Origin of the sequence: Clostridium peptidivorans (assembly GCF_900205925.1) — a bacterium.
Taxonomy (GTDB): domain Bacteria; phylum Bacillota; class Clostridia; order Clostridiales; family Clostridiaceae; genus Clostridium_AK; species Clostridium_AK peptidivorans.
On sequence record NZ_OAOD01000003.1, the window covers coordinates 53,097 to 79,494 of the forward strand.

Sequence of the window (26,398 nt, forward strand, 5' to 3'; positions counted from 1 at the left end):
TTCGCTTTTAAAATAAGTAATTGGAGATAACTATGGAAAAATATAAAATAAGTTTTAAAGATAATGACACTCCAAAGTATGTTCAAGTAGTTCAACATATAAAAAAGTTAATAGAAGACAATATCATAAAGGATGGAGAAAAGCTTCCTCCTATTAGAGATATGGCAAGTATGCTTAATGTAAACAGAATTACTGTAGTAAATGCCTATAAAAAGCTAGAGGGTGAAGGATACGCTGTTCAAAAAATCGGCAGCGGGACCTATGCTAAAAAGAAAGAAATTGTGTTAAATTTTAGAAAGAGATATGGAGATGTAATAAGAAAAAGCCTAGATGATAAGTCAGTTAATTATATAGATTTTACTGGGGAAAGTATTTCAAGTGAATTATTTCATATAGATATTTTTAAAAATATAATAGATGAAGTTTTGGAGAGAGATGGAGTAAAGGCTTTAGTAAATCAGGAGGCACTAGGATATGAAGGACTTAGAAAAACCATTAATGATTTTTTTTGGAATGGAAATATAGGTAGTGATAATGTTTTGATAGTCTCAGGAGCGCAGCAGGGAATAGATATAGTTTCTAAAGCGTTGATTAATGTAAATGATAATATAGTTGTTGAAAAGCCAACTTATGGAGGAGCCCTTACTGTATTTAAGTGGCGCAGAGCAAACATATTTGAAGTGCCTATTGAAGATGATGGTATGGACCTTGATTTATTAGAAAAACTAGTAAAGAAAAATAAGATAAAATGTATATATATTATGAGTTATTTTCAAAATCCAACGGGTATAAGCTACAGCTTAGAGAAGAAAAAGAGACTTTTAAATATGGCAGAAATATATGATTTTTATATTATAGAAGATGATTATTTATCAGAGCTTATATATAATAATATGGAATATAAAAGCTTTAAAAGTATGGATATAAATGATAGAGTTATATATATAAAAAGTTTTTCTAAAGTGTTTTTACCAGGTATAAGACTTGGATATTTAATAAGTCCTAAGATTTTTAAAGAGAATATACAAAATTCAAAGGTAAGCACAGATATAGCTACATCTAGTTTAATGCAAAGAGTATTGGAGTTATATGTATATAATGGGCTTTGGAAAGGTTATATAAGCGATTTAAATAAATTTTATAAACAAAAATATGAGATTATTGCTAAGCAGTTAAGCATAAAACTTTATAATAAAGTAGAGGTCATATATCCTGGCGGTGGGCTTTATTTTTATATGAAAATTTTGAATGATAATATAGACTCTATAAAGTTATTTTATAAATGTAGAGAAAAGGCACTTCTTATAACTCCTGGAGTATTATTTTATTTAAATCCTGAAGAAGGCAAGAGATATTTTCGTATAGGCTTTTCTCAAGTTAAAGATGAAGATATTGAAAATGGAATTGACATATTAAATACACTATTATAATAAGAATAGGGGAATTTTAAGTGAATTTAGGATTTGTAAAGTTAAATTGGGATGATATAGACTCATATTCTGATGAAGAAATAACTTATTTTTTATTTTTAGAAGGGAAGTCTATAAATGCTATATGTAAAATAAGAAATTTAGATAAAAGTATAGTTCAAAAACATATCGTAGAAGGTAAGATAAAATATAGACTTCTTGCTAAAAGTAGTAATGAAAAAGAACTCATTCATAACATAAGCAAAGCAGGAAAGATGGATAAGTTGGATATTATAAATTCATTAGATGAAGATACTAAGCATAGATTAATTCAATATATAAAAAATAACTACGTAGATATGTACTCAAGGGATAAGGAAACAGCTATATGGATTATAGGGGAGCTTAAAGAAAGAGAATGTAATGAAATACTTACAAAAGCTTCTGTTCATAAGTTTGTAAATGTGAGAAGAATGGCAATATCAGCTATGAGAAAAATAAATGATAAAAGCTTTGAAAGAGCTTTTATTAGAGCACTTGAAGATGAAAATCCTCAGGTATTATTATATGCTATAAAAGGGCTAACAGAACTTAAAAGTGAATTAGTAAAGGGAAAAATTACATATATTATGGAAAATACAGATAAAGAATATTTAAGAAAAGCTTGCAAAGATTTCTTAAGTCCAGATAATGATTTGGAAGAGGAATAAGAATATTTAAGATAAATTAAGAGGTGATCAGGTGGGATACTTTACCATAAAAAATGAAGTTAGTAGTGAATTTGAAGAAAAGAAGTCTATATTCATAGGACATGCTAAAAGAGTATATAGCGATGAAGAAGCAAGAGCTTTCGTAGATAAAATAAAGGAAGAATATAAAGACGCAACTCATAATGTCTATGCCTATATTATAGGAGAGAATATGGGAATTCAAAGATATAGCGATGATGGAGAGCCTCAAGGTACGGCAGGAGTACCTGTACTTGATGTTATAAAAAAGAATAATGTTACAGATGTAGCGGTAGTTGTCACAAGATACTTTGGTGGAATATTGCTTGGCAAAGGAGGATTAGTAAGAGCCTATAGTAAAGGTGCAGCAGAGGCTTTAAAGGAAGGAGAAATAGTAGAAAAGGTTTTAGGGTGTGCTCTTCACATAACGATGGAATATGACCTTTTGGGAAAAGTCCAGTATAGTTGCGCGAAAAATATGTGGCATATAGAAGATACAGAATATACAGATAAGGTAAAAATCATTATTTTGTGTACTTTAGAAGATGCAGAGGCTATAAAAAAGGAAATAACACAAATTACATCAGGAAAATGTGAGTTTAGTATAGCAGATGAAAAGCATTATTTTAAATTAAACAATAGACTTATAGAAGAGGTCTAGATGAGTTATAATATCAGCTTTGGATTATAAAATTCACTTAAATTTGAGTTTATATTATAAAATATGATATAATATTTGAGGTGTTTTTATAAAAATTAGTGATGGTTTAGCAGAATATTGATTTATTATTATGTTGTTCTAAACTATTACATAGGAATTTTTAAAATTTTTTGATTTCATGAGGAGGAAGGTACTATGTCAGGACATTCTAAGTGGCATAATATACAAGCTAAAAAAGGTAAAACAGATGCAAAAAGAGGTAAAATATTTACAAAGATAGGAAAAGAACTTGCAATAGCTTCTAAAAATGGCGGTTCTAATCCTGACACTAATTCTAAATTAAGAGATGTTATAGCAAAAGCTAAGTCAAATAATATGCCTCAAGATACTATTACAAGAGCAATTAAAAAGGGTGCAGGGGAAATGGAAGGAGTAAACTACGAAGAAATAGTTTACGAAGGATATGGCCCTTCAGGAGTTGCTGTAATAGTAAAGGCTTTAACTGATAATAAAAATAGAACTGCAGGTAATGTAAGACCAGCATTTTCAAAATATGGTGGAAACCTTGGAGCAACTGGCTGTGTAGGTTGGATGTTCCAAAGCAAGGGACAGATAGTTATAGAAAAGAAAGAAGATATGGATGAAGATGAAATGATGATGGTAGCTTTAGAAGCTGGAGCTCAAGACGTAGAAATTTCAGATGAAGTATTTGAAGTTATTACAACTCCAGAGGACTTCTCAGCGGTAAGAGAAGAACTTGAAAAAGCAGGGTTTGAATTCTTATCAGCAGATATAACTATGATTCCTGATACAACAGTTAGTCTTTCAATGGAAGACTCAGAGCTGTTCCAAAAGCTTGTAGATAAACTTGAAGATGATGATGACGTTCAGGACGTTTATCACAATGCTGAGTTCCCAGAAGAATTTGAGGGATAAGATTAATATTTTTATAACCTATGGATCACTCTTAAGTTGCTAAAGCAACGATAAGAGTGATTTTTTTATAAGAATTGAAAATATACAGACTAAAATTCTCATTTATGTAAGGTTGACTTGACCCAAATGAGATGTAGTGTTACATTTGTAATGTAAGGTTAACATTACAGGAGTGATAGTAAATGAAAAATAAACTAAAACAATTACGTGAAGCACTAGGATTAACTCAAGAACAATTAGGTGAACTTGTAGGGGTGTCAAGGCAAGCTATTAATTCTATTGAAACAGAAAAGTTTGAACCATCTATATGGTTAGCATATGATATCTCTAAAATATTTAATAGTTCAATAGAGGAAGTTTTTTTATTTGAAGAAAGTGAAAGAAAATCAAGAGCACAGCAAAGTAGAGGTGAATGTTAAATGGCATTAAGACAAATTATACTTTTAGGTGATGAAATATTAAGAAAGAAGTGTAAAGAGGTTGAAGTAGTAGATGACAGAGTAAAACAAATTCTAAATGATATGGCTGATACTATGTATAACACAGAAAACGGTGGAGGATTAGCAGGTCCTCAAGTAGGTATGTTAAAAAGATTAGTTGTAATGGATATGGGACAAGGACTTATAAAATTAGTTAATCCAAAAATAATTAAGCAAGAGGGGATACAAGAAGTCATAGAGGGATGCTTAAGTATTCCTAATAGATGGGGAAAGTTAAAAAGACCAGCAAAGGTAACGATACAAGCATTAAATGAAAATGGTGAAGAAATTACATTAACAGGCACAGGAGACTTAGCAAAGTGTTTTTGTCATGAAATAGACCATTTAGAGGGTATACTTTTTACTGATTTAGTTACTGAATATATAAAGTAATAGTATAAAAATATTTTAATAATGAATAAAAAGTCAATAACTGGTCCATAATAATCCCTAGGAGGGATAATATGGAAAGAAAATATTCAAAAAATATGTACATAGTATTGGCAATTATGCTAGGTATAGCAATTTTTAGTATAAGCTATTATATAACTGCAGAGAGATTTAAGAGCAATAAGGACAATTATGGTAATGGAACTGAGGTAAAAAATAATACCTATGAAGAAGATAAAATGACTTTAAGTGGTGGAGAAAATTATGTCCTGGATTCCAAATGTGAAATTTTATTTTATACTAAGTATAAGAAAAGTGGAGATTTAATTCTTGTTAAAAAAGAAGCTGCAAGTACCTTAGGATTAAAGGATAAGAAGCAAGTTGAAGAAAAATATAAACCAGAAGGATACAAGATTCAAGAGGGTTCTAAAACTCAAATTAAGCTTCAAAATGCAGTGGAAAAATATGTACCTAATAAATATGTATTAGGTATATATGGAGAGTATCTTGCCATTTTTAAAACAGATAAAGATGGCGATATGCATATTGAAAACGAAAAGGAAGATATTACAGAAAAGAAAATAGAAAATTTGAAGGAACAGGATATATATTTGCTTACTACAGGAAGTAAATATTTTCAATGTGACACTAGAGACGAGGTACTAGCACGCCTTGAGGATTATGAATAATCCTTGAGGTTTTTTTGTTGAATTAAATTTCTTAAAATGATAAAGTATTAAGAGGAAAAGTTTGATAAATGAAAGGACGAATGCTATGTACGAGTATATAAAAGGCATTTATAAGGGATTTAATAAAGAATACATAGTGGTAGAAAATAATGGAATAGGATATAAAATACATACATCTGGAAATACCATAACAGATATGCCTAAAATAAATGAAGAAGTAGAAGTTTACATTCAACAAATTGTAAGAGAAGATTTTATAGGATTGTATGGATTTTCATCACAAGATGAAAGAGATATGTTTAATTTACTTTTAAGTATAAATGGAGTAGGTGCAAAGGCTTCATTATCTATCTTATCTATAAGTAATATAAATAATTTAAAGTATGCAATATTTACTGGAGATGAAAAAGTTCTTGTAAAGGCTCCGGGCGTTGGTAAAAAAACTGCCCAAAGAATTATACTAGAATTAAAGGATAAGATAAAGCTAGATGAATTTATAGAGAATGAAGATGTAGAAAGTATTCAAGGTAGATCTAATAACTTAGATGAAGCACTGGAGGCTTTAGTTTCGCTAGGATATTCCGATAAGGAAGCAGCCAAGGCGTTAAAAATGGTAAATGAGAAAGATTCTATAGAAAATATAATAAAGCAGTGTTTAAAATATTTGATGAATTAAAAGGGGGTAATGGTTTATGGAAAACAGATTTGTTACCGCTGAAACTCTTAATGAAGATAATGATATAGAATATAGTTTAAGACCTCAAAGACTTAAAGAGTATATAGGACAACGCAAGGTAAAAGAGAAGTTAGATATTTTTATAAAAGCTGCAAGGATGAGAGAAGAAGCATTAGATCATGTATTATTATATGGGCCTCCAGGACTTGGTAAGACGACACTTGCAAATATAATAGCTAAAGAAATGACTGGAAACTTAAAGGTAACTTCAGGCCCAGCAATTGAAAGAGCAGGGGATTTAGCAGCAATTCTTACAAGTTTAAATGATTATGATGTGCTTTTTATAGATGAAATTCACAGGTTAAATAGATCTGTAGAGGAAATACTTTATCCTGCTATGGAGGATTATGCTTTAGATATAGTAATAGGAAAAGGAGCCGCAGCTAAATCCATAAGATTGGATCTTCCTAAATTCACATTAATTGGGGCTACCACCAGAATAGGGCTTTTAACAGCTCCCTTAAGAGATAGGTTTGGAGTATTATGTCCTATGGAATTTTATGAGGAAGAAGAATTAAAAGAAATAATAGTAAGATCTTCTAGTATATTAAATGCTGAAATAGAAGAGGATGCTGCTTTTGAATTAGCTCGATCATCTAGAGGAACTCCGAGAATCGCCAATAGGATATTAAAAAGAGTAAGGGATTACTCAGATGTAAAAGGAAATGGAGTTATAAATATTGATACAGCAAGAGATGCTCTGGATTTATTAGAAATAGATAGAGAAGGATTTGATAGTGTAGATAAAAGAATACTTTTAGCTATAATTGATAACTTTGATGGAGGTCCTGTAGGAATAGAGACATTAGCCTATTTTATAGGAGAAGAACTAGGTACTATAGAAGATGTATATGAGCCATATTTGCTACAAAAGGGATTCATATTAAGAACTCCAAGAGGAAGAGTTGCAACTGATAAGGCATATGTGCATTTAAATAGAAGAAGAGGTAAAAATAAGAAAATACAGCAGTTTAGCATTGATTTAAATGAATGATAATTTTACTAAAGGAGAGTTAATATGCAAGTAAAGGATTTTGACTACTATTTACCAGAGGAGCTCATTGCGCAGCATCCTACAGCAAAAAGAGATGAAGCAAGGCTTATGATTTTAGATAAAGCTACAGGAGAATTGGAACATAAGGTTTTTAAGGATATAATAAATTACTTAAATCCAGGAGATTGTTTGGTATTAAATGATACAAGAGTTTTACCTGCAAGACTTATAGGAGAAAAGGAAGACACTCATGGGAAAATGGAGTTTTTACTTTTAAAAAGGACTGATAAGGATATTTGGGAAACATTAGTTAAGCCAGGTAAAAGAGCAAAGATAGGAAGTAAATTTGTGTTTGGAAATGGAGAACTTAAGGCTGAAGTAATAGGGCTTGGAGAAGAAGGAAGCAGAATTGTAAAATTTGAATATGAAGGTATTTTTGAAGAAGTTTTAGATAGATTGGGACAAATGCCACTTCCTCCATACATAACTGAAACATTAGAAGATAAGGAAATGTATCAAACGGTTTATTCTAAAGAGCAAGGTTCGGCAGCGGCACCTACAGCTGGACTTCATTTTACAGAAGAACTTTTAGATGATATAAAAAATAAAGGAGTAAAACTTGCGTTTTTAACTCTTCATGTGGGACTTGGAACTTTTAGACCTGTTAAGGTAGACGAGATAGAAAATCATACCATGCATTCAGAATACTATAGTATGACCCGAGAAACTGCAGATATAATAAATTCTACAAAAGAATCTGGTGGAAGAGTCATAGCAGTAGGTACAACATCTAATAGAACATTAGAAACCATAGCAGATGTAAATGGTAGGGTTAAAGAACAATCTGGCTGGACAGATATATTTATTTATCCAGGATATAAATTTAAAATAGTAGATGCACTAATAACTAATTTCCACTTGCCTCAGTCTACTCTGTTGATGCTCATAAGTGCCTTAGCGGGAAGAGAAAAGATTATGAATGCTTATGGAACAGCAGTAAATGAAAAATATAGATTTTTCAGCTTTGGAGATGCAATGTTTATAAAATAGTTGTTAGAGAAATTAGAATTTTATATATTTATTGTTTCTAAAATTGATAATTAAAAAGGAGTGTACATATGTATAGGCTTTTAAAAAAAGATGGTAATGCAAGAAGGGGAGAGTTTACGACACCTCATGGAGTTGTTCAAACTCCAGTATTTATGAATGTTGGAACTTTAGGAGTTATAAAGGGAGCAGTTTCTTCTATGGACTTAAAGGAAATAGGATGTCAAGTGGAGCTTTCAAATACTTATCACTTACATTTAAGACCAGGAGACAATGTTATAAAAAAGTTAGGTGGACTGCATAAATTTATGAATTGGGATAGGCCAATTCTTACAGATTCAGGTGGGTTTCAAGTATTTTCTCTTGCAGGTATAAGAAAAATACAAGAAGAAGGAGTTTATTTTAGCTCTCACATAGATGGAAGAAGAATATTTATGGGGCCTGAAGAAAGTATGCAAATACAAAGTAATATTGCTTCAACTATTGCTATGGCTTTTGATGAGTGTATACCAAATCCTTCTACAAGGGAGTATGTGGAAAATTCTGTAGCCAGAACAACAAGATGGTTAGAGAGATGTGTAAAGGAAATGGATAGATTAAATTCACTTCCTGATACAATAAATAAAAAACAAATGCTCTTTGGTATAAATCAAGGGGGAACTTATGAGGATATTAGAATAGCACATGCTAAAGAAATTGTTAAGATGAACTTGGATGGATATGCAATAGGAGGCCTTGCTGTAGGAGAAACTCATGAGGAAATGTATAGGGTTATAGATGCTGTGGCACCTCACCTTCCAGAGGATAAGCCAATATATCTTATGGGAGTTGGACTTCCAAGTAATATTTTAGAAGCTGTTGATAGAGGTGTAGACTTCTTTGACTGCGTGCTTCCAGCTAGAAATGGAAGACATGGTCATGTATTTACTAAAGAAGGTAAGATAAATTTAATTAATGCTAAATTCGAGTTAGATGATAGACCTATTGATGAGGGATGTCAATGTCCAGCTTGTAAAGATTATTCAAGAGCCTATATAAGACACTTGTTTAAAGCTAAGGAAATGCTTGCTATGAGATTATGTGTACTTCATAACTTGCATTTTTATAATAATCTTATGCAAGAAATAAGAGATGCCATTGATGCAGGTAATTTTAAGGAATATAAGGAAAGAAAATTAGCTGAGTGGGGCGGAAGAGCTTAAAATAAAAATCAAAATAAAAACACTTTACAAATTTTTCTAAAAATTATAAACTATATTTAAAGGGAGGTGAGTGTATGGCAGCAGCACAACAAGGTGGAAGCTTAATAGGATTATTACTACCTTTTATTTTAATGTTAGTATTCTTTTATATAATAGTATACATACCAGAAAATAAGAGGAAGAAAAAGTACAAGTCAATGCTTGATACTTTAAAAGTAAATGATGAAATCATCACTAAGGGCGGTATTTTAGGAAAAGTTATAAGCATACATGATACGTCAATAGTGTTAGAAACAGGACCTAGTAGAGCACGTATTAAGCTTGATAAGAATGGGATATTATCAGTTTTAAATACTTCAACTGTTTCTGAAAAAGAAATCAAAAAAGAAGATAAAAAATTAGAAGCTACTAAAGAAGAAGTAGCAAATGATTCAGCAACTGAAGGCAAAGTAGAGTTCAAAGAAAATTAAAAAATAATCATAAAACACCTCTCTTTAACATAGATAATATTAAATAGGAGGTGTTTTTTATATGGAAAAAGGTACTTTTTTACCAATAGGAGATGGGCTACTTAGAAGTACCATACTTACAGTAGCTTTAATGGTTGTGTATGCTATAATTATGACATTTTCGGAATTAAGCCCTGGGGCAAATTCATTGTTCTTTTTAGCAGTAACTATTCTGAGCATAATGTATGGTACAATTTACTCCGTAAGAAAGATAAATAAAAAGGGATGGCTAGTTGGTATTATAGTAGCTGCATTATATATGCTTATAATTTATGTATTATCTATTATCGCAGGTAATCCACCTATCATAGAAACTACCAGATTAATTAGATTCTTACTTGCTTTGGGCGTGGGGGCTTTATCTGGTATGCTTGGAATAAATCTATCCTAGTTACTTTATTTTCTTATTATTATATGATATAATCAAACAGAAATATTTTTGGGAATGGAGGATTACGTAATGAAACACATAAAAACTATAAACAAGACAAATATAAAAAATAGCTTGGCAAAACCAGGTTGCAAAGAATGTGCAAATTCATGCCAATCAGCATGTAAAACTTCTTGTACAGTTGCAAATTTAGCATGCGAAAATTAATATAAAAGCAGTAACGTAAGGTTACTGCTTTAAGTTTAGTTAGGAGGAAAATAAATTGGCTGATATTCATAAGTTTATCCAAGATGGTGAGTATTATATTGTAGATGTTAATTCAGGTGCAGTACACATTGTAGACGAGCTTGTATATGATTTACTAGATGAAGATGGAATAAAAGAAAAAGAAGAGCTTTTAGCAGAATATGCAGAAAAGCACAACAAAGAAGATATAGAGGAAGCTTATGAAGAGTTAAAAGAATTAGTAGAAGAAGGAGTTCTTTACTCAAAGGACTTATATAAAGATATAGGATTAAAGGCTTATGAAGGAACTTCTTATATAAAAGCTTTATGCTTAAATATAGTACATGATTGTAATTTAAGATGCAAATATTGTTTTGCAGATGAAGGAGAATATAGAGGACATAAGGGTATAATGACTCCAGAAGTGGGAAAAAAGGCAATAGACTTTGTTATTAAAAATGCAGGACCTAGAAAGCATATAGAAGTTGATTTGTTTGGTGGAGAACCTTTAATGGCCTTTGATGCTATAAAGGAAATTGTTGAGTATGCAAAAACTCAGGAAAAAATACATAACAAAACTATAAGATTTACTATGACTACAAATGCTACTTTACTTAATGATGAGATAATGAATTACTTAGATGAAAATATGGGTAATATTGTTCTAAGTATTGATGGAAGAAAAGAAATAAATGATAAAGTAAGAATGAGAGCAGATAAAAGTGGAAGCTATGATACAATACTGCCTAAGATAAAAGAAATGGTTAGTAGAAGATCAAAGGACAAACAGTATTATGTAAGAGGTACTTTTACTCATGAAAATCCTGATTTTTTTGAAGATGTTATGCATCTTGCAAAAGAAGGGTTTGATGAAATATCTATAGAGCCTGTAGTACTTCCAGATGAGCATGAACTTGCTTTAAGAAAAGAAGATTTACCTAAAATATTTGAGCAATATGATAAACTTTATGATGAAATGTTAAGAAGACATAAAGAAGGTAATGCTTTTAAATTTTATCATTTTAATATAGATCTTCAAGGGGGACCTTGTGTATATAAGAGAATTTCAGGTTGTGGAGCAGGGCATGAATATGTAGCCATAACTCCATCGGGAGATATATACCCTTGTCATCAATTTGTAGGAAATGAAGATTTTAAAATGGGAAATATTTTTGAGGACACTTTAGATGAAAAAATATCAGATGATTTTAAAAAGGCAAACATTTACTACAAACCAACGTGCTTAGATTGCTGGGCAAGGTTTTACTGCAGCGGTGGATGTCAAGCAAATAACTACAACTTTAATAAAGACATGAATATTCCTTATGAGTTAGGCTGTGAAATGCAAAAGAAGAGAATAGAATGTGCCATTGCACTTAAAGCAAAAATTATGGAAGAACAATAGAAATATTACGACATTTTAAAGTAATGTTGAACCTACCGTATGAGATTTGCATTTAAGAAAGCGCTCACTGTGCAAAGAAGCTCTAATATTTCTGAATTTAAATCACCTAAATTTTCTAAACTCGCTGTCGCTCAGACAGTAGAAAATTCCGAGCGGTGCTTTAAATTCAGAAATAAAGAGCTTCTAATGCTTGTTAAATGCTTTCTACAATGCAAATCTCATACTATATGTTCAACATAAAAAATATCAGCTATACCTGCTAAATGAAGAAATTCAGCTAATTAAATTTCTAAAATATTTTAAGACTTGGTACATAAAAATTTTATTTGCAATTCATCAGATTCTTATAATTCTCAGGCTCTCGCCTTAAAAGATTTTATGTGTATTAAGTGTTAAAATGAAGATATTTTTAATGTTGAATCATAGTATGGAATTTAACAATATATTAAAATATCGCAACTTCCTTATATGTTGACTATTATTTACATAAGCTATATAATTTTTGTATGTGTCGAACGTGAAAAATTAGTACTTAATATAAAATAAACTAAGGGTAAGATGAGTTTTTAATAATACGTCTAAACCGTAGTACACTAATTAACAATGGATAAAGTGGTAAAGTAAGGGGGAGAAAGATGAAGAAGAACAACAAAGGAAAAAGTGCACTAATTTTTATTATTTTTGTTTTGTTTATAGGCTTTGCAGCATATGCAGGAGCTTATGGAGTAGAAAATATATTTGGTTCGGGTTATAGAATAAAACCTTTTTCGGAAGTTATTAAAAAAGGTTTGGACCTTCAAGGTGGAGTATCCTTAGTAGAAGAAATACAGGATGAAAATGTAGATAATGATACTATCGAAAGAACTATAGAACTTTTATCCATGAGAATAAATAAACTTGGAGTAAGTGAAACTGTAGTATCACGTGAAGGACAAAAGAGAATAAGAATTGAAATTCCAGGAGTATATAATGCTAAAGAAGTTATAGATACTGTTGGAAAAACTGGAGAACTTAAATTTGTAGGACCAGATAAAAAGGTAATACTTACAGGTAAAGATGTAAAGAATGCAGTAGCACAGCTTAATCCAGATACTAATCAACCTATAATAAGCTTTGAGTTAAATGACGAAGGAACTAAAAAATTTGCAGAGGCTACAAAAAAGTTTATAGGTCAGCCTATAGCAATTTATATGGATGAAGAGATGCTTACAAACCCTACAGTAAATAGTGTTATTCCTAATGGAAAAGGAATGATTGAGGGAAGTAAATCCTTAGAAGAAGCAAAAAGACAAGCAAGTATTATCAAATCAGGTGCTCTTCCTGTTGTGGTAAAACCTGTAGAAGTTAAAACTGTAGGTGCAACACTTGGAGCTAATGCGTTACCATTGAGCATTAAGGCTGGTGCAATAGGAATAGGGTTGATATTACTGTTTATGCTTTTATACTATAGAATACCTGGACTTATTGCAGATATAGCATTAGTATTTTATATAGTATTACTTTTAGGTACTTTTGTATCTATAAATGCTACTTTGACATTGTCAGGTATAGCAGGTTTCTTATTAACTATAGGTATGGCAGTAGATGCAAATGTACTTATATTTGAAAGAATAAGAGAAGAATTGAGAAATGGAAAATCAATAAAATCAGCTGTACAGACAGGTTCACATAATGCTCTTTCTTCAATATTAGATTCAAATATAACAACTATTATATCAGGATTGGTTTTATATAACTTAGGGTCAGGTGCAGTAAAAGGCTTTGCTCTCACTTTGATGATAGGTGTAGTTCTTAGTATGTTTACAGCTATTATAGTAACTAATTATCTTTTAAAGCTTGCTGTAGATATGGGACTACTAAAGAATTTATCAGCTTTTGGCGTAAAAAGGAGGGTGGAGTAAATGAAGACATTTAAAATTATTGAAAAATCCAAAATATTGTTTGTAATTTCCTTAGCTATAATGATAACTGGATTGGCGTTCTTTATAAAAAATGGGATAAATTATGGCATAGATTTTAAAGGCGGTACTTTAGTTCAAATAAACATGAAAAAGGATTTTAATAAACAAGATGTAGAAAATATAATTACTAAATATGCAAATGACTATACAACAAATACTGCTGTAAATGAAAAAAATGAGACACAGTTAGAAATAAGAAGCAATTCATTAGATGAAAGTGAAATACAGCCTTTATTTAAAGATATAAAGGATAAATATAAGTTGGAAGATAAAGACTTGATTTCCCAGCAGACAATAGGACCTGCTGTAGGACAGGAATTAAGGCAAAAGGCAATGCTAGCATTTGTGTTAGCAAATATAGCAATGCTTATTTATGTAGCAATAAGATTTGAATTTAAGTTTGGGGTAGCTGCAATACTTGCTATAGTACATGATATATTAATAACAGTATCTGTTTATGCAATATTTCAAATTCCTATAAATTCAAGCTTTATAGCTGCAATACTTACCATAGCGGGCTACTCTATTAATGATACTATTGTTATTTTTGACAGAATAAGAGAAAATACTAAGAAAATGAGAAGAGTTAATAGTAAAGAATTGGCTAATATAAGTATAACTCAAACTATGTCTAGATCTATAAATACAACTTTAACAACTTTAATTACTATAGTGTCAGTATATATATTTGTTCCATCTGTGAGGGAATTTGCATTTCCATTAGCAATAGGTATTGCTTGTGGAGCATATTCTTCAATATTTATTGCAAGTCCAGTATGGGTTATGCTAAAAAATAGAAAGATAAAAGAAGCTTAAATAGAAAAAAGCAGAGTGATTTTAACTCTGCTTTTTTTTATTTGTAAAAAATCCTCGAAAATGTTTGTAAAATCTCATATTTTAAATTATAATATATATTGCTTTTTACTTTTTTGGAGGATATTATTATGGAGAAAAAGATTTGCAATATTGGGCTACAGAAGCTTTCCTCCTTACATAACCCATTTTTATTAAAGGGCATGGGGGAGGTCTTGAGAAGAATAGTTAAAGCTGTTAATGAAAGAGAAAAAATAGTTATATATGGTTGTTATGATTTGGATGGTGTAACAGCTGTGTCTGTGCTTTTTTTGGTGTTAAAATACTTAAATGCTGATGTAGAGTACTTTATATCAGAGGGTAGCGATGGAAGTTTTGATATAGATGCAAATACCATTGAAAATCACATAAAATTTTTAGGAGCAAATCTTCTTATAACTGCCGGATGTGGTATAAATTCTTATAGTCAAGTAGAGTTATGTAAAAAGCTAGGCATAGATGTAATAATTACTGATAGCCACCATGTTAAAGCTACTGTTCCTAAAACCATAGTAATAAATCCAAATCAAATAGATTGCAATTATCCTTTTAAGGAGCTTTCAAGTGCAGCAGTGGCATATAAATTGGTACAGGCAATTTCGTCTTATTATCAAATGAAGAGTGTAAGTAAATATTTAGATTTAGTTATGCTTGGATCTATAGCTCGTAATGTTCCTTATGTAGGTGAAAATAAGATTATTATAGATGAGGGAATTTATCACATGAATTATACAAATAATTATGGACTAAAAGCTCTCATGAGTTTGCATAAAATGAAATATGTAAACATAAATAATTCATATAATCTTGCAAACAGTCTTATGCCATTTTGGAATAGTTCAAGGGGGCTCGACAATGCACGTATAGCAGTAGAATTATTTACTACAAGTAACAGTGATCGTGCTTTACAAATTGCTAAGTACCTTAAAAATGAAACATCTCAATGACTCGAGATGTGCTAATTTATAAGGAAATTATAAATTTCTATAAATTATGCATGAAACATCTCAATGACTTGACATGTGTTGATTTGTAATAAATATTTTTGAGATTATGTTATTATATTGAATATCTATCATAATTTAATATATAATAATAAATGCTAAGAAGGAGCATATATTTAGTTGTAGGGGGAAAAAGTAATGGATTTAAAGGAAAAGATTCGTATTGTAGAAGGATTTCCAAAGGAAGGTATTAGTTTTAAAGATGTAACAACAATACTTGATGATAAAGAAGCTTTTAAATATACTGTAGATATTATTGCTAAGCATCTTAAAAATAAAAATGTAGATGTGGTAGTAGGACCAGAAGCCAGAGGCTTTTTATTTGGAGCACCTATAGCGTATGCTTTAGGGGTTGGGTTTGTTCCTGTAAGAAAGAAGGGTAAGTTACCTTGCGAAACTGTAAGTGTTAGTTATGATTTAGAATATGGAACAGATATATTAGAAGCTCATAAGGGTTCTATAAAGCCAGGTCAAAGAGTAGCTATTGTTGATGACTTACTTGCAACAGGAGGAACTATACAGTCTGTAGCAAAGCTTGTAGAAACATTAGGCGGAGAAGTAGTAGCTATGGATTTTGTTATTGAACTTACTGAATTACATGGAAGAAAGAAACTTGAAAAATATGATATAATGTCTCTTGTTGAGTATGATATATAAGGAAGTACATATCAAATAAATTCAGATATGTTAACTTATAATGAGTCAAAGATTTCTATAAGTTATACAAAAATAAAAGTTTGAAAGTCTATACCAAATAGTATATAATGGTAAGTAAAATAAGATGGCTGGTTAGTTAAACCAGCCTTTGATTTTAGGGGAGTAAAATATGCTGGAAAAACTGTTAAATCAAGTAGAAAAAAATTGTATAAATTATGATATAGAACTTATAAAAAAGGCATATAATTTTGCTTTCAATGCACATAATGATCAAAAAAGAGAGTCTGGAGAGCCTTATATTATTCATCCGATAGAAGTGGCAGGAATACTTGCTGAAATGGGATTAGATACCAGTACGATTGTTGCAGGGCTTCTTCATGATGTAATTGAAGATACCGAGTATGGATATGCATATTTAGAAAAAGAATTTAGTAAAGAAGTAGCAGATTTAGTAGAAGGTGTTACTAAACTTGGGAAAATTCAATATAAAACAAAGGAAGAACAGCAGGCGGATAATGTAAGAAAGATGCTCTTAGCTATGGCTCGTGATGTAAGAGTTATACTTATAAAGTTAGCGGATAGATTACATAATATGAGAACCCTAAGATACATGACTGTAGAAAAGCAAAAGGAAAAGGCAAAAGAAACTTTTGATATATATGCACCACTTGCTCATCGTCTAGGGATTTCAAAGATAAAATGGGAACTGGAAGATTTGGCTTTTAGATACATAAATCCTAACGAATATTATGATTTGGTAAAAAAAATTGCAGAAAAAAGAGCTGAAAGAGAAGCATACATAGAAATGATAACAAAATCGCTTAAGGAAAATCTCGAAAGAACAGGTATTGAATCTGAAATAGAGGGACGCCCTAAGCATTTTTATAGTATTTACAGAAAAATGGTAAATAAGAACAAAACTTTAGAACAAATTTTTGATTTGACAGCAGTTAGAATATTAGTAGATAGTGTGAGAGATTGCTATGCAGCACTTGGAATCGTGCATACTATGTATAAGCCAATTCCAGGTAGATTTAAAGATTATATTGCTATGCCAAAACCTAATCTTTATCAATCCTTACATTCCACAGTAATAGGTCCACAGGGAAAGCCATTTGAAATACAGATAAGAACTTTTGAAATGCATAAAACAGCTGAATATGGTATTGCTGCTCACTGGAAGTATAAAGAAAATAAAAATCCTAGTACTAACATGGATTTAAAGTTATCTTGGCTTCGAGATATTTTAGAATGGCAAAGAGAAACTTCTGATGCAGCTGAATTTATGGAAGGGTTTAAAATAGATTTGTTTTCCGATGAAGTGTTTGTATTTACTCCAAAGGGAGCAGTTATAGACTTACCAAGTCATGCAACGCCTATTGATTTTGCTTATAAGATACATACTGATATAGGAAATAAGTGCATAGGAGCTAAGGTTAATGGGAAGATGGTGCCTTTGGATTATAAGCTTAAAACTGGAGAGATTATAGAAATTGTAACAGCATCAAATTCAAAAGGACCTAATATAGCTTGGCTTAACATAGTAAAAAGCAATCAAGCAAAAAGTAAAATAAGAGCTTGGTTCAAAAAGGCAAAAAGAGAAGAAAATATTAGCAAGGGAAAAGAACTTTTAGAAAGAGAAGCTAAAAAGCAGGGGTATAACTTTGGCGAAATAGCTAAAGGGGAAATATTATCTGCAATTTTAAAAAGATATAACTTTAATGGCATAGATGATATATATGCAGGAGTAGGAGTAGGAGATATTAGTTCATCTTCTTTGGTATCTAAGATAAAGGAACAGTATGAAAAGGGGCATAAAACATCTATTAGTAATGAAGAAGTGATAAATGCTTCTTTAGGTAAAAATTTAAAGCAACATGATGAAAAGATAATTAAGAAAAAGTCAGCAGATATGGGAATCATAGTAAAAGGAGTAAGCAATCTTTTAGTTAGGGTTTCTAAATGCTGCAACCCAGTACCTGGAGATGAAATAGTAGGTTATATTACTAAGGGCAGAGGCGTATCGATACATAGAAAAGATTGCAAAAATGTTGAAAATCTTATGAGTGACTTGGAGGGTAAGCTAGTAGATGTAAGTTGGGGAAATGCTAAGGCTTTATCATATATTGCAGAAATTCATATAAAAGCTGAGGATAGAGACGGAGTTTTAACTGAGATAATGGATATTATTTCGAAATCAAAGGCACATTTATATGCTATAAATGCAAAAACTACTAAAGATAAATTAGCTTTTGTAAATATAAAACTTAAGATTTTGGATATAGAACAATTAAAGGAATTAATAAAAAAAATTAAGAAGATAAATGGTGTGATGGAAGTTTATAGAACAAAAAATTAGAGGGTGATGATTTGAGAGCAGTAGTTCAAAGAGTTAAATTTTCTAAAGTAGAAGTAGATGGAAAAATAATAGGAAGTATTAATAAAGGACTTAATGTTTTACTAGGTGTGTCAAAAGAAGATTCTATAGATGACATAAAATACTTAAAAGATAAGATATTAAACTTAAGAATATTCGAAGATGAAGAAGGTAAAATGAATAAATCTCTTATAGATGTATCAGGCGAACTTTTAGTTATTTCTCAATTTACATTATATGGCGACTGTAGAAAGGGAAAGAGACCAAGTTTTATAGAAGCACTAGGTGGAGAAGAAGCTAAAAAGTTTTATGAGGAATTTATAAAAGAGTGTAAAGAAGTGTTAGGAAATGTGGAAACTGGAGAATTTGGGGCAGATATGAAGGTTACAATTGAAAATGATGGACCTGTAACTATAATTTTGGACAGTAAAAAAAATTTTTAATATAGGAGTGTATGAATATGAAGATTTCAAGAATACCAGTAGGTGCATATGCAGCTAACTCATACATTGTAATGGATGAAAATACAAAAGATGCACTAATAATAGATCCAGGTGATGATTATTCAAGCATAAAGTATTCTATAAGTAAACTTGAAGCAAATCCAAAATATATATTTATTACTCATGGACATATTGATCATACAGGGGCAGTAGCAGAACTTAGAAATTTATATAAAATACCTGTATGTATAAATGAAAAAGATGAGTATTTAATTATGAATGGAGGATACATGTTTGGGAATCCTCAAAATTGTGGAGCTGCAGATATTAAAATAAAAGAAAATGATACTTTTGATATAGGTAATATGAGACTTAAGTGTATTGAGACACCAGGCCACTCAGAAGGAGGAATGTGTTTTCTTATAGATAATGTAGTATTTACAGGAGATACTCTTTTCCAAAGCTCTATAGGAAGAACAGATTTTACAGGTGGAGATTTTGATACAATAATTGATAGTATAAAAACTAAGCTTTTAACCTTACCAGATGAAACTATAGTTTTACCAGGACATGGCCCTGAAACCACTATAAAAACTGAAAAGGTGTATAATCCATTTTTATAGGAAGGAAGCATCTCAGTAAAATGAAAATAAATATAAATTTAAATGAATTAGCCTATAGATATGAAATATATCAAATAGTAAATATATTTTATCCTTTTAGCGAAATAAATTTTAATAGTAGTGATTCCTATGATTTAAATATAGATATAAATGTTAGTGAAGATTTAGTAATTATACAGGATGAACTTAATAAGGATGAATTTAACTTAAAAAGTGAATTTACGAAAAAGGAAGTAATAAAAAATCACCTTTACCTGTTTTTAAGTTTAAAGACAGGTAAAAGTTTTCCCTGGGGCACTCTTATTGGAATAAGACCAAGTAAAATAGCACTTGCACTTATGAATGAAGGTAAAAGTTATGATGAAATAATTAAATATTATGAAAACCGTTACTTAGCTAGTAAAGAAAAAGCAGAGTTATGCATCAAGATAGCTAAGCGAGAAAAAGATATAGTAAATAAATCAAGTAAGAATATATCGGTTTATATAGGAATGCCATTTTGCCCTACAAGATGTTTATATTGTTCCTTTGCATCTAATCCAATTAAAGGATGTAATAAACTAGTAGAGCCATATTTAGAAGCATTAATATATGAAATTGAGAAAATAAGTGAATTTATAAATAAAAAGAGTTTAGTAATAGAAAATGTGTACTTTGGAGGGGGAACTCCTACATCTGTAAATAATGATCAGTTTGAACAAATAATGAAAAATATATATAATAAGTTTATATATAAAAACAATATAAAAGAATTTACAGTAGAATGCGGAAGACCTGACAGCATAACTTTTGAAAAATTGGATACTATGAGAAGATATAAGGCTACTCGTATAAGTATAAACCCACAAACTATGAATGATGAGACTTTAAAGCTTATAGGAAGAAATCATACTTCACAGGATGTTGTTGAAAAGTTTAACTTAGCGAGAAGCATGGGCTTTGATAACATAAATATGGATTTAATAGTTGGACTTCCAGGTGAAAGATTAGTACATATGAAAAAAACTTGTAGTGAAATACTTAAATTGAAGCCTGATAGTTTAACGGTACATGGTATGTCTGTTAAAAAAGGGTCAAAGCTTCAAGAAAATTTAAAGCAAACCCTTAATCTTGTAGAGCTAGATGAACTAATAGGAATGCATGATGAAACCGTTAAATTAGCAGAGAATTTAGGCATGGAACCATATTATATGTATAGACAAAAGAACATGTTTGGTAATATGGAAAATATAGGGTATTCATTACCTGATAAGGAAAGCCCTTATAATATACAAATGATAGAGGAAAGACAAACCATAATTGCAATGGGAGCAGATGCTATTACAAAAATTGTATTTTTAGATGAAAATAGAATTGAGAGAGCCCCAAATTTAAAGGATATAAGAGAATATTATAATCGTATAGAAGAGCTAATTGAAAAAAAGATAAGCATGTTAGAGGAACTATATTAATTTATAAACTATTTGATATAAGAGACATAATTGTCCCTGATATTTTAATATAAATTTTAATTACTAATTTCGGATTAGTATGAGGAGGAAAACAAATGGGAGAAGCATTAAAAGGATTAAAAAGAACCATAATGTGTGGCGAATTAAGAGAATCCCATATAGGTAATAAATTTACTGTAATGGGTTGGGTACAAAGAAAAAGAAACTTAGGAGGATTAATATTCGTTGATTTAAGAGATAGAACAGGAATCCTTCAAGTAGTTTTTGGAGAAGAAATAAATAAAGAAGCTTTTGAAAAGGCAGATACAGTTAGATCAGAGTATTGTATAGCAATAACTGGCAGCTTAGTAAAAAGAGAATCTGCAAATGAAACAATACCAACTGGTATGGTTGAATTAAAGGGAGAAAGTATAAAGATTTTATCAGAATCAGAAACTCCTCCAATATATATAAAGGAAAATCTAGATGCAGGTGAAAATATAAGATTAAAATATAGATATTTAGACTTAAGAAGACCAGATATGCAGAAAATCTTAATGATAAGACATAAGGCAGCTAAAGCGGTAAGAGATTTTATGGATGGAGAAGGTTTCCTTGAAATGGAAACTCCAATACTTACTAAGAGCACACCAGAAGGTGCAAGAGATTACTTAGTACCAAGTAGAAACTATCCAGGAATGTTTTATGCTTTACCACAGTCACCACAGATATTTAAGCAGCTTTTAATGGTATCTGGCTATGATAAGTACTTCCAAATAGCAAAATGCTTTAGAGATGAAGATTTAAGAGCAAATAGACAGCCAGAATTTACTCAGGTAGACTTAGAAATGTCTTTTGTAGAAGCTGATGACATTATGAGTTTAACTGAAAGATTAATTCAGCATGTGTTTAAAACTGTAAAGGGAATAGATGTTAAGCTTCCAATGGAAAGAATGCCTTATAAAATAGCTATGGAAAAGTACGGAAGTGACAAACCAGATTTAAGATTTGGAATGGAAATTAACAATTTAACTGATGTAGTTAAAACGTCTGAATTTAAAGTGTTTAAGGATGCTATAGAAAATGGTGGTTCTGTTAGAGCTATTAAAGTAGAAAACTCAGCAGATATGGGAAGAAAGCAGTTAGATAAGTTAACTGAATTTGTTAAAGGATTTAAAGCTAAGGGCTTAGCATGGATTGCTTATAAACAAGATGAAATAAAGTCTCCAATATCTAAGTTTTTATCTGAAGACGAACTAAAGGCTATTTTAGACACAATGAACGCTAAAGTAGGAGACCTTATATTAATAGTTTCAGATGCTAAAGATAAGATTGTTTTCCAAAGTCTTGGACAATTAAGATTACATGTTGCTAAAGAGCTTGAGATTTTAAAGGATAATAAAGAATATAGATTTGCATGGGTTACAGAATTCCCATTAGTTTCATATAACGATGAAGAAGATAGATGGGAAGCAGAACATCATCCATTTACAGCACTAATGGATGAAGATATTCAGTATTTAGATAGTGATCCAGGTAAAGTAAGAGCTAAAGCTTATGACATGGTGCTAAATGGAGAAGAACTAGGTGGAGGAAGTATAAGAATACATGACTCAAGTCTGCAAGAAAAAATGTTTAATGCTATTGGATTGACTAAAGAAAAAGCTTGGGAGAGATTTGGATTCTTACTTGAAGCATTTAAATATGGCCCACCACCACATGGCGGATTAGCATTTGGATTTGATAGAATGACAATGTTCCTTGCTGAGACTGAAAATATAAAGGATGTAATTGCATTCCCTAAGAATCAAAATGCATATTGTCCAATGTCAGAAGCTCCTAATGTAGTAGATGAAGAACAGCTAGGGGAACTAGGAATAGAAATAATAAAAAATTCATAAAAAAGTTTTAATAAATTCTAATAAAAAGCTTTAAAATGGAGTATAATAATATTATAGAAACAGATAATTAAATAAAGATCCTGCTGTGTGCGTGAAGTGAGTTAATATTGAGCCAACATATTTTTGAACGGGAATCTAACTCTTTTTGTGGAATGATGCTTAAGTCAAACTTAATGATTAATAAATATATTAAGATTAAGTTTATATACTTGAGAACAAGAAGCAAAAAGGTGATGCCCACCTGCTTAGGCAGGTTCAACAATAGCTTACATAACGGTATGGCGGGATTTTTAATAAACAAATAAAGCTTCGGTTTAAATATTAAACCGAAGCTTTATTTGTTGTAACTAAGCTTGATATTATGAAAGCTATTAAACTAGGTATAACCCAGCTAAATCCTTCTTTAGAAAGTGGAATGTATGAAATTAAGTTTATTATAGGAGCTATAGTAAATCCTATGTTTTTAAGGTTATCTAATATACTTATTATTAAAGTAGTATAAACTGTAGCTTTTAATACAAAATTATTTTTTACTAGTTTTCCCATTAATGTGAGTATAACAAGTACCATTACTATAGGATATAGTATTTGTAAAATAGGTACAGCTAAAGTTACAATTGTGTCAACTCCAAGCATTGCTATTAAAATACTTACAATAGATATAAGTATAGCATTAAAAGTATAGGAAATTTTATTATTAGAAAGATCACTAAAGTATTTCGCAGCGGATGAGGTTAGACCTATAGAAGTAGTTAAACAAGCTAGAGCTACCACAATACTTAAAAATATAATTCCTGTATTACCTAACACTTTTTCTACTATATTTGTAACTAATTGAGTTTTTGTAATATCTCCTGCGAATATAGAAGCAGTTTGACTTCCAAGATATAAAAGTCCACCATAAATTACTCCAAGTCCTATTACTGCTATTATTCCAGATAATGAAGTTATTTTTATTATGTCAGAAACTTTAGAGTATCCTTTAGCTCGTACAGAAGATAATATTATGGATGAAAATATAACTGAGGCTATAGCATCCATAGTTTGATAACCTTCTATTAATGAAGTTGAAAATACATTTTTTGCATTTGTGCTTACAATAGGCCCTATAGGAGATAATACTCCTTTGGTTATTATTACAATCAAAATTAAAAGTAATAAAGGGGTAAGTATCTTTCCTATATTGTCTATTAGTGATGAAGGTCTTAAAACAAATAATAAGGTTATTATAAAATATACGATAATAACAGGAAGCATTTTTACATTTGGGAATAGTGGCAAAACACTTAATTCATAGGTAGTAGCTGCAGTTCTGGGAATAGCAAGCATAGGTCCTATGGCAAGTATTATACTTGTAGTCACTATAATAGAAAAAACTTTACTTATGGGAGAAGACATTTCCTTAAATGTACCATTTATTTTAGCACAAGCAAGTATACCCATTAACGGAAGGCCTACTCCTGTAATAACGAAGCCTAAAATAGCTATAAAAAAATCACTACCAACAGTTTTGCCTAAATATGGAGGAAATATTAAGTTTCCAGAACCAAAAAACATAGCAAAAAGGGCAAGTCCGATTATTAATGAATCTTTAATAGATTTATTCATAAAATTCTCCTTTTCTAAATGATATTAATTATCAGAAATTATAAACATAATTATAGCATATAAATGGTTTAACACGTATTTTTAGTATTATATGAAAATTGAAGAAAATAAATCTGGGAATATAAACTAAGATGGCAAAAATGGATTTATAGTTACAAAAAACAACTATAGATACTTAAATTATACATTAAAATTATTTATAAAGATACATGTAAATACTATCAAATAATTTTAAGGAAAGTAAGTACATGATACATTTATAAAATAATAGCTAATTAATGAAAAATTGTGAAAAATAACAAAAAGAGGAGTATTTGCTTCCATTTTTTTATAAATCTGGCTTAGAAATATTTAACATTTCCATAGATTGTTGTATAATATATATACAACACTTTTAAGAAATGGGGAGATTATATGGAACGTACTTTAGCTTTAATTAAGCCAGATGGATTTCAAAGGGGACTTATAGGGGAAATTATATCTTTATATGAAAAAAAAGGATTAAAAGTTACTGCTTTAAAAATGGCAAAGCCTGAAATTAATATGGTAGAAGAACATTACATGGAACATAAGGGAAGACCTTATTATAAAAGTTTAATAAAATATATTACAGAAGATAATATTATAGCTATGATATTAGAAGGAGAAAACGCAGTAGAAGTTGTAAGGAAAATAAATGGAGTTACTAATCCCTTAGAAGCAGATCTTGGAAGTATAAGAGGAAGATTTGGATTAAGTAAGGAAAGGAACTTAGTACATGGTTCTGATTCTAAAGAAAATGCTTTAAGAGAAATAAGTATATGGTTCCCAGAATTAACATCAGAAAACTATCAATAATTAAGATTTAACTTAAATTTTCAAACTATTTTGAAATATAAGTGGTATATAAATAAGATTAAGAGATAAAGGAAAGGCGTGTGGTTTATGTTTCGAGTTGAAGAGGAAGTAAAAAAAATAGCAGAAGAGATACTATGTATGCTTGTGGTTGATGGATATAATATAGATATAATGACGAAGGAAGAAGTAGGACAGCTTGTGGACAGATATCTTCAAGAAATATATGATGATTATTTATATGATGATAATTATTGTGAGGCTTGCTTTGAGGAAGAAACTTATGATGGATTTGAAAGCTTTTATAAAAAATTTACAACAAAGGTAAAAGAAAAAAACATACATATTGAAGAATATATAAATTAAAAATTACATATTTAGCTTAAAATTAATTGAACAAAAAATATCAGGTAAAACAAAATATGATGATTTATAAAGAGGTTAAAACATATGAAGGCATTAATAAGTTATAAAACCAATGAACATATAATTTGTTTAAGAGAAGACGGAATAATAATAGAAATACTTAAAAAGTTCTTAGATAAGTTCTATGAAGGACAAATCATAAATTTACCAGATAGCAAAAAAACTAATATAAACTAAAATTTGATTTAGGCATATGTTAATTTATTGCGATGTTTCATCTAAAACATGAATTAATAGCCAGGTATAAAACTCCTTTTTGTACAAAAAATATAGATACAGAAAGGAGTTGTTTTTATGTCTAATAATAAAATGAGATATACTAAAAATAATAAAAAACAAGATGGTCATTTTAAGAAAAAGAATATAAAACATGATCCTCAAGCAGAAAGTGCCAGAGCAGTTTTTGAAGATCCTAAAGCATATCAAGAAGATGATCTTTAAAATATATAGTTTATAAATAAACTATAAAATTTCAGTACTA

General features: G+C 30.1%; 29 protein-coding genes and 1 other RNA gene. 29 read left to right on the top strand and 1 reads right to left on the bottom strand.

Annotated elements, in window-relative coordinates:
* Positions 1–32 precede the first annotated feature (32 nt).
* From pdxR to ssrS, 25 genes are all read left to right on the top strand, one after another.
* Positions 33–1,430 (top strand): MocR-like pyridoxine biosynthesis transcription factor PdxR, encoded by a 1,398-nt coding sequence (gene pdxR / locus CRN98_RS03465; RefSeq protein WP_097026035.1) that lies wholly within the window; start codon positions 33–35, stop codon positions 1,428–1,430.
* A 20-nt stretch (positions 1,431–1,450) separates the two neighbouring features.
* Positions 1,451–2,119 carry a helix-turn-helix domain-containing protein gene (locus tag CRN98_RS03470; RefSeq protein ID WP_097026036.1) on the top strand — a complete coding sequence of 223 codons (669 nt, stop codon included), beginning with the start codon at positions 1,451–1,453 and terminating at the stop codon, positions 2,117–2,119.
* 31 nt (positions 2,120–2,150) lie between these two features.
* A complete protein-coding gene (locus tag CRN98_RS03475; RefSeq protein ID WP_097026037.1) occupies positions 2,151–2,798 on the top strand; it encodes a YigZ family protein in 648 nt (215 codons plus the stop codon).
* A gap of 195 nt (positions 2,799–2,993) precedes the next feature.
* Positions 2,994–3,734, top strand: a complete 741-nt coding sequence (locus CRN98_RS03480; protein WP_097026038.1) for a YebC/PmpR family DNA-binding transcriptional regulator — start codon at positions 2,994–2,996, stop codon at positions 3,732–3,734.
* A 182-nt stretch (positions 3,735–3,916) separates the two neighbouring features.
* Positions 3,917–4,153, top strand: a complete 237-nt coding sequence (locus CRN98_RS03485; protein ID WP_097026039.1) for a helix-turn-helix transcriptional regulator — start codon at positions 3,917–3,919, stop codon at positions 4,151–4,153.
* Entirely contained in the window at positions 4,154–4,606 is a 453-nt protein-coding gene (gene def / locus CRN98_RS03490) for a peptide deformylase (RefSeq protein ID WP_097026040.1), read from the top strand.
* 71 nt (positions 4,607–4,677) lie between these two features.
* Positions 4,678–5,292 (top strand): hypothetical protein, encoded by a 615-nt coding sequence (locus CRN98_RS03495; protein WP_097026041.1) that lies wholly within the window; start codon positions 4,678–4,680, stop codon positions 5,290–5,292.
* A gap of 85 nt (positions 5,293–5,377) precedes the next feature.
* Positions 5,378–5,968: a Holliday junction branch migration protein RuvA gene (ruvA, locus tag CRN98_RS03500; RefSeq protein ID WP_097026243.1), complete on the top strand. Its 591-nt coding sequence runs from the start codon at positions 5,378–5,380 to the stop codon at positions 5,966–5,968.
* 16 nt (positions 5,969–5,984) lie between these two features.
* A complete protein-coding gene (ruvB, locus tag CRN98_RS03505; RefSeq protein ID WP_097026042.1) occupies positions 5,985–7,022 on the top strand; it encodes a Holliday junction branch migration DNA helicase RuvB in 1,038 nt (345 codons plus the stop codon).
* A 24-nt stretch (positions 7,023–7,046) separates the two neighbouring features.
* Positions 7,047–8,072 (top strand): tRNA preQ1(34) S-adenosylmethionine ribosyltransferase-isomerase QueA, encoded by a 1,026-nt coding sequence (queA, locus tag CRN98_RS03510; protein ID WP_097026043.1) that lies wholly within the window; start codon positions 7,047–7,049, stop codon positions 8,070–8,072.
* A 68-nt stretch (positions 8,073–8,140) separates the two neighbouring features.
* Positions 8,141–9,271, top strand: a complete 1,131-nt coding sequence (tgt, locus tag CRN98_RS03515; RefSeq protein WP_097026044.1) for a tRNA guanosine(34) transglycosylase Tgt — start codon at positions 8,141–8,143, stop codon at positions 9,269–9,271.
* 74 nt (positions 9,272–9,345) lie between these two features.
* Positions 9,346–9,741, top strand: a complete 396-nt coding sequence (gene yajC, locus CRN98_RS03520) for a preprotein translocase subunit YajC (protein ID WP_097026045.1) — start codon at positions 9,346–9,348, stop codon at positions 9,739–9,741.
* A gap of 61 nt (positions 9,742–9,802) precedes the next feature.
* Entirely contained in the window at positions 9,803–10,171 is a 369-nt protein-coding gene (locus CRN98_RS03525; protein ID WP_097026046.1) for a TIGR04086 family membrane protein, read from the top strand.
* Between the two features lie 69 nt (positions 10,172–10,240).
* Positions 10,241–10,378: a six-cysteine ranthipeptide SCIFF gene (gene scfA, locus CRN98_RS03530; RefSeq protein ID WP_035308289.1), complete on the top strand. Its 138-nt coding sequence runs from the start codon at positions 10,241–10,243 to the stop codon at positions 10,376–10,378.
* A gap of 55 nt (positions 10,379–10,433) precedes the next feature.
* On the top strand, positions 10,434–11,801 hold the full coding sequence (gene scfB / locus CRN98_RS03535; protein WP_097026047.1) for a thioether cross-link-forming SCIFF peptide maturase: 1,368 nt from the start codon (positions 10,434–10,436) through the stop codon (positions 11,799–11,801).
* A gap of 635 nt (positions 11,802–12,436) precedes the next feature.
* Positions 12,437–13,702 (top strand): protein translocase subunit SecD, encoded by a 1,266-nt coding sequence (gene secD, locus CRN98_RS03540; protein WP_097026048.1) that lies wholly within the window; start codon positions 12,437–12,439, stop codon positions 13,700–13,702.
* Entirely contained in the window at positions 13,703–14,578 is an 876-nt protein-coding gene (gene secF, locus CRN98_RS03545; protein WP_097026049.1) for a protein translocase subunit SecF, read from the top strand. It begins immediately after the preceding gene.
* Between the two features lie 128 nt (positions 14,579–14,706).
* The gene (locus CRN98_RS03550) at positions 14,707–15,561 is read left to right on the top strand and encodes a DHH family phosphoesterase (protein WP_097026050.1); all 855 of its coding nucleotides are present in this window, start codon (positions 14,707–14,709) and stop codon (positions 15,559–15,561) included.
* 195 nt (positions 15,562–15,756) lie between these two features.
* The gene (locus tag CRN98_RS03555; RefSeq protein WP_097026051.1) at positions 15,757–16,275 is read left to right on the top strand and encodes an adenine phosphoribosyltransferase; all 519 of its coding nucleotides are present in this window, start codon (positions 15,757–15,759) and stop codon (positions 16,273–16,275) included.
* Between the two features lie 169 nt (positions 16,276–16,444).
* On the top strand, positions 16,445–18,634 hold the full coding sequence (locus CRN98_RS03560; protein ID WP_097026052.1) for a RelA/SpoT family protein: 2,190 nt from the start codon (positions 16,445–16,447) through the stop codon (positions 18,632–18,634).
* Positions 18,635–18,645: 11 nt separating this feature from the next.
* Complete coding sequence (gene dtd / locus CRN98_RS03565; RefSeq protein ID WP_097026053.1) at positions 18,646–19,095, top strand: D-aminoacyl-tRNA deacylase; 450 nt, start codon at positions 18,646–18,648, stop codon at positions 19,093–19,095.
* Positions 19,096–19,112: 17 nt separating this feature from the next.
* Positions 19,113–19,718 carry an MBL fold metallo-hydrolase gene (locus CRN98_RS03570; protein ID WP_097026054.1) on the top strand — a complete coding sequence of 202 codons (606 nt, stop codon included), beginning with the start codon at positions 19,113–19,115 and terminating at the stop codon, positions 19,716–19,718.
* Positions 19,719–19,738: 20 nt separating this feature from the next.
* Positions 19,739–21,169 (top strand): coproporphyrinogen III oxidase, encoded by a 1,431-nt coding sequence (locus CRN98_RS03575; RefSeq protein ID WP_097026055.1) that lies wholly within the window; start codon positions 19,739–19,741, stop codon positions 21,167–21,169.
* A gap of 95 nt (positions 21,170–21,264) precedes the next feature.
* Positions 21,265–23,049 carry an aspartate--tRNA ligase gene (aspS, locus tag CRN98_RS03580; protein ID WP_097026056.1) on the top strand — a complete coding sequence of 595 codons (1,785 nt, stop codon included), beginning with the start codon at positions 21,265–21,267 and terminating at the stop codon, positions 23,047–23,049.
* A 74-nt stretch (positions 23,050–23,123) separates the two neighbouring features.
* A non-coding RNA gene (ssrS, locus tag CRN98_RS03585) (6S RNA) lies at positions 23,124–23,341 on the top strand.
* A gap of 29 nt (positions 23,342–23,370) precedes the next feature.
* Here ssrS and brnQ read toward each other — a convergent pair.
* Positions 23,371–24,657: a branched-chain amino acid transport system II carrier protein gene (gene brnQ / locus CRN98_RS03590; protein WP_097026057.1), complete on the bottom strand. Its 1,287-nt coding sequence runs from the start codon at positions 24,655–24,657 to the stop codon at positions 23,371–23,373.
* A gap of 414 nt (positions 24,658–25,071) precedes the next feature.
* Here brnQ and ndk point away from each other — a divergent pair, with 414 nt between their 5' ends.
* The 4 genes from ndk (at position 25,072) to CRN98_RS17620 (ending at position 26,358) form a co-directional block, all read left to right on the top strand.
* A complete protein-coding gene (gene ndk, locus CRN98_RS03595; RefSeq protein ID WP_097026058.1) occupies positions 25,072–25,494 on the top strand; it encodes a nucleoside-diphosphate kinase in 423 nt (140 codons plus the stop codon).
* A gap of 87 nt (positions 25,495–25,581) precedes the next feature.
* On the top strand, positions 25,582–25,857 hold the full coding sequence (locus tag CRN98_RS03600) for a hypothetical protein (RefSeq protein ID WP_097026059.1): 276 nt from the start codon (positions 25,582–25,584) through the stop codon (positions 25,855–25,857).
* 84 nt (positions 25,858–25,941) lie between these two features.
* Complete coding sequence (locus CRN98_RS17615) at positions 25,942–26,094, top strand: hypothetical protein (protein ID WP_179631890.1); 153 nt, start codon at positions 25,942–25,944, stop codon at positions 26,092–26,094.
* A 117-nt stretch (positions 26,095–26,211) separates the two neighbouring features.
* Positions 26,212–26,358, top strand: coding sequence for a CPC_1213 family protein (locus CRN98_RS17620; RefSeq protein ID WP_097026060.1), 147 nt, complete (start codon positions 26,212–26,214; stop codon positions 26,356–26,358).
* Positions 26,359–26,398: the final 40 nt, after the last annotated feature.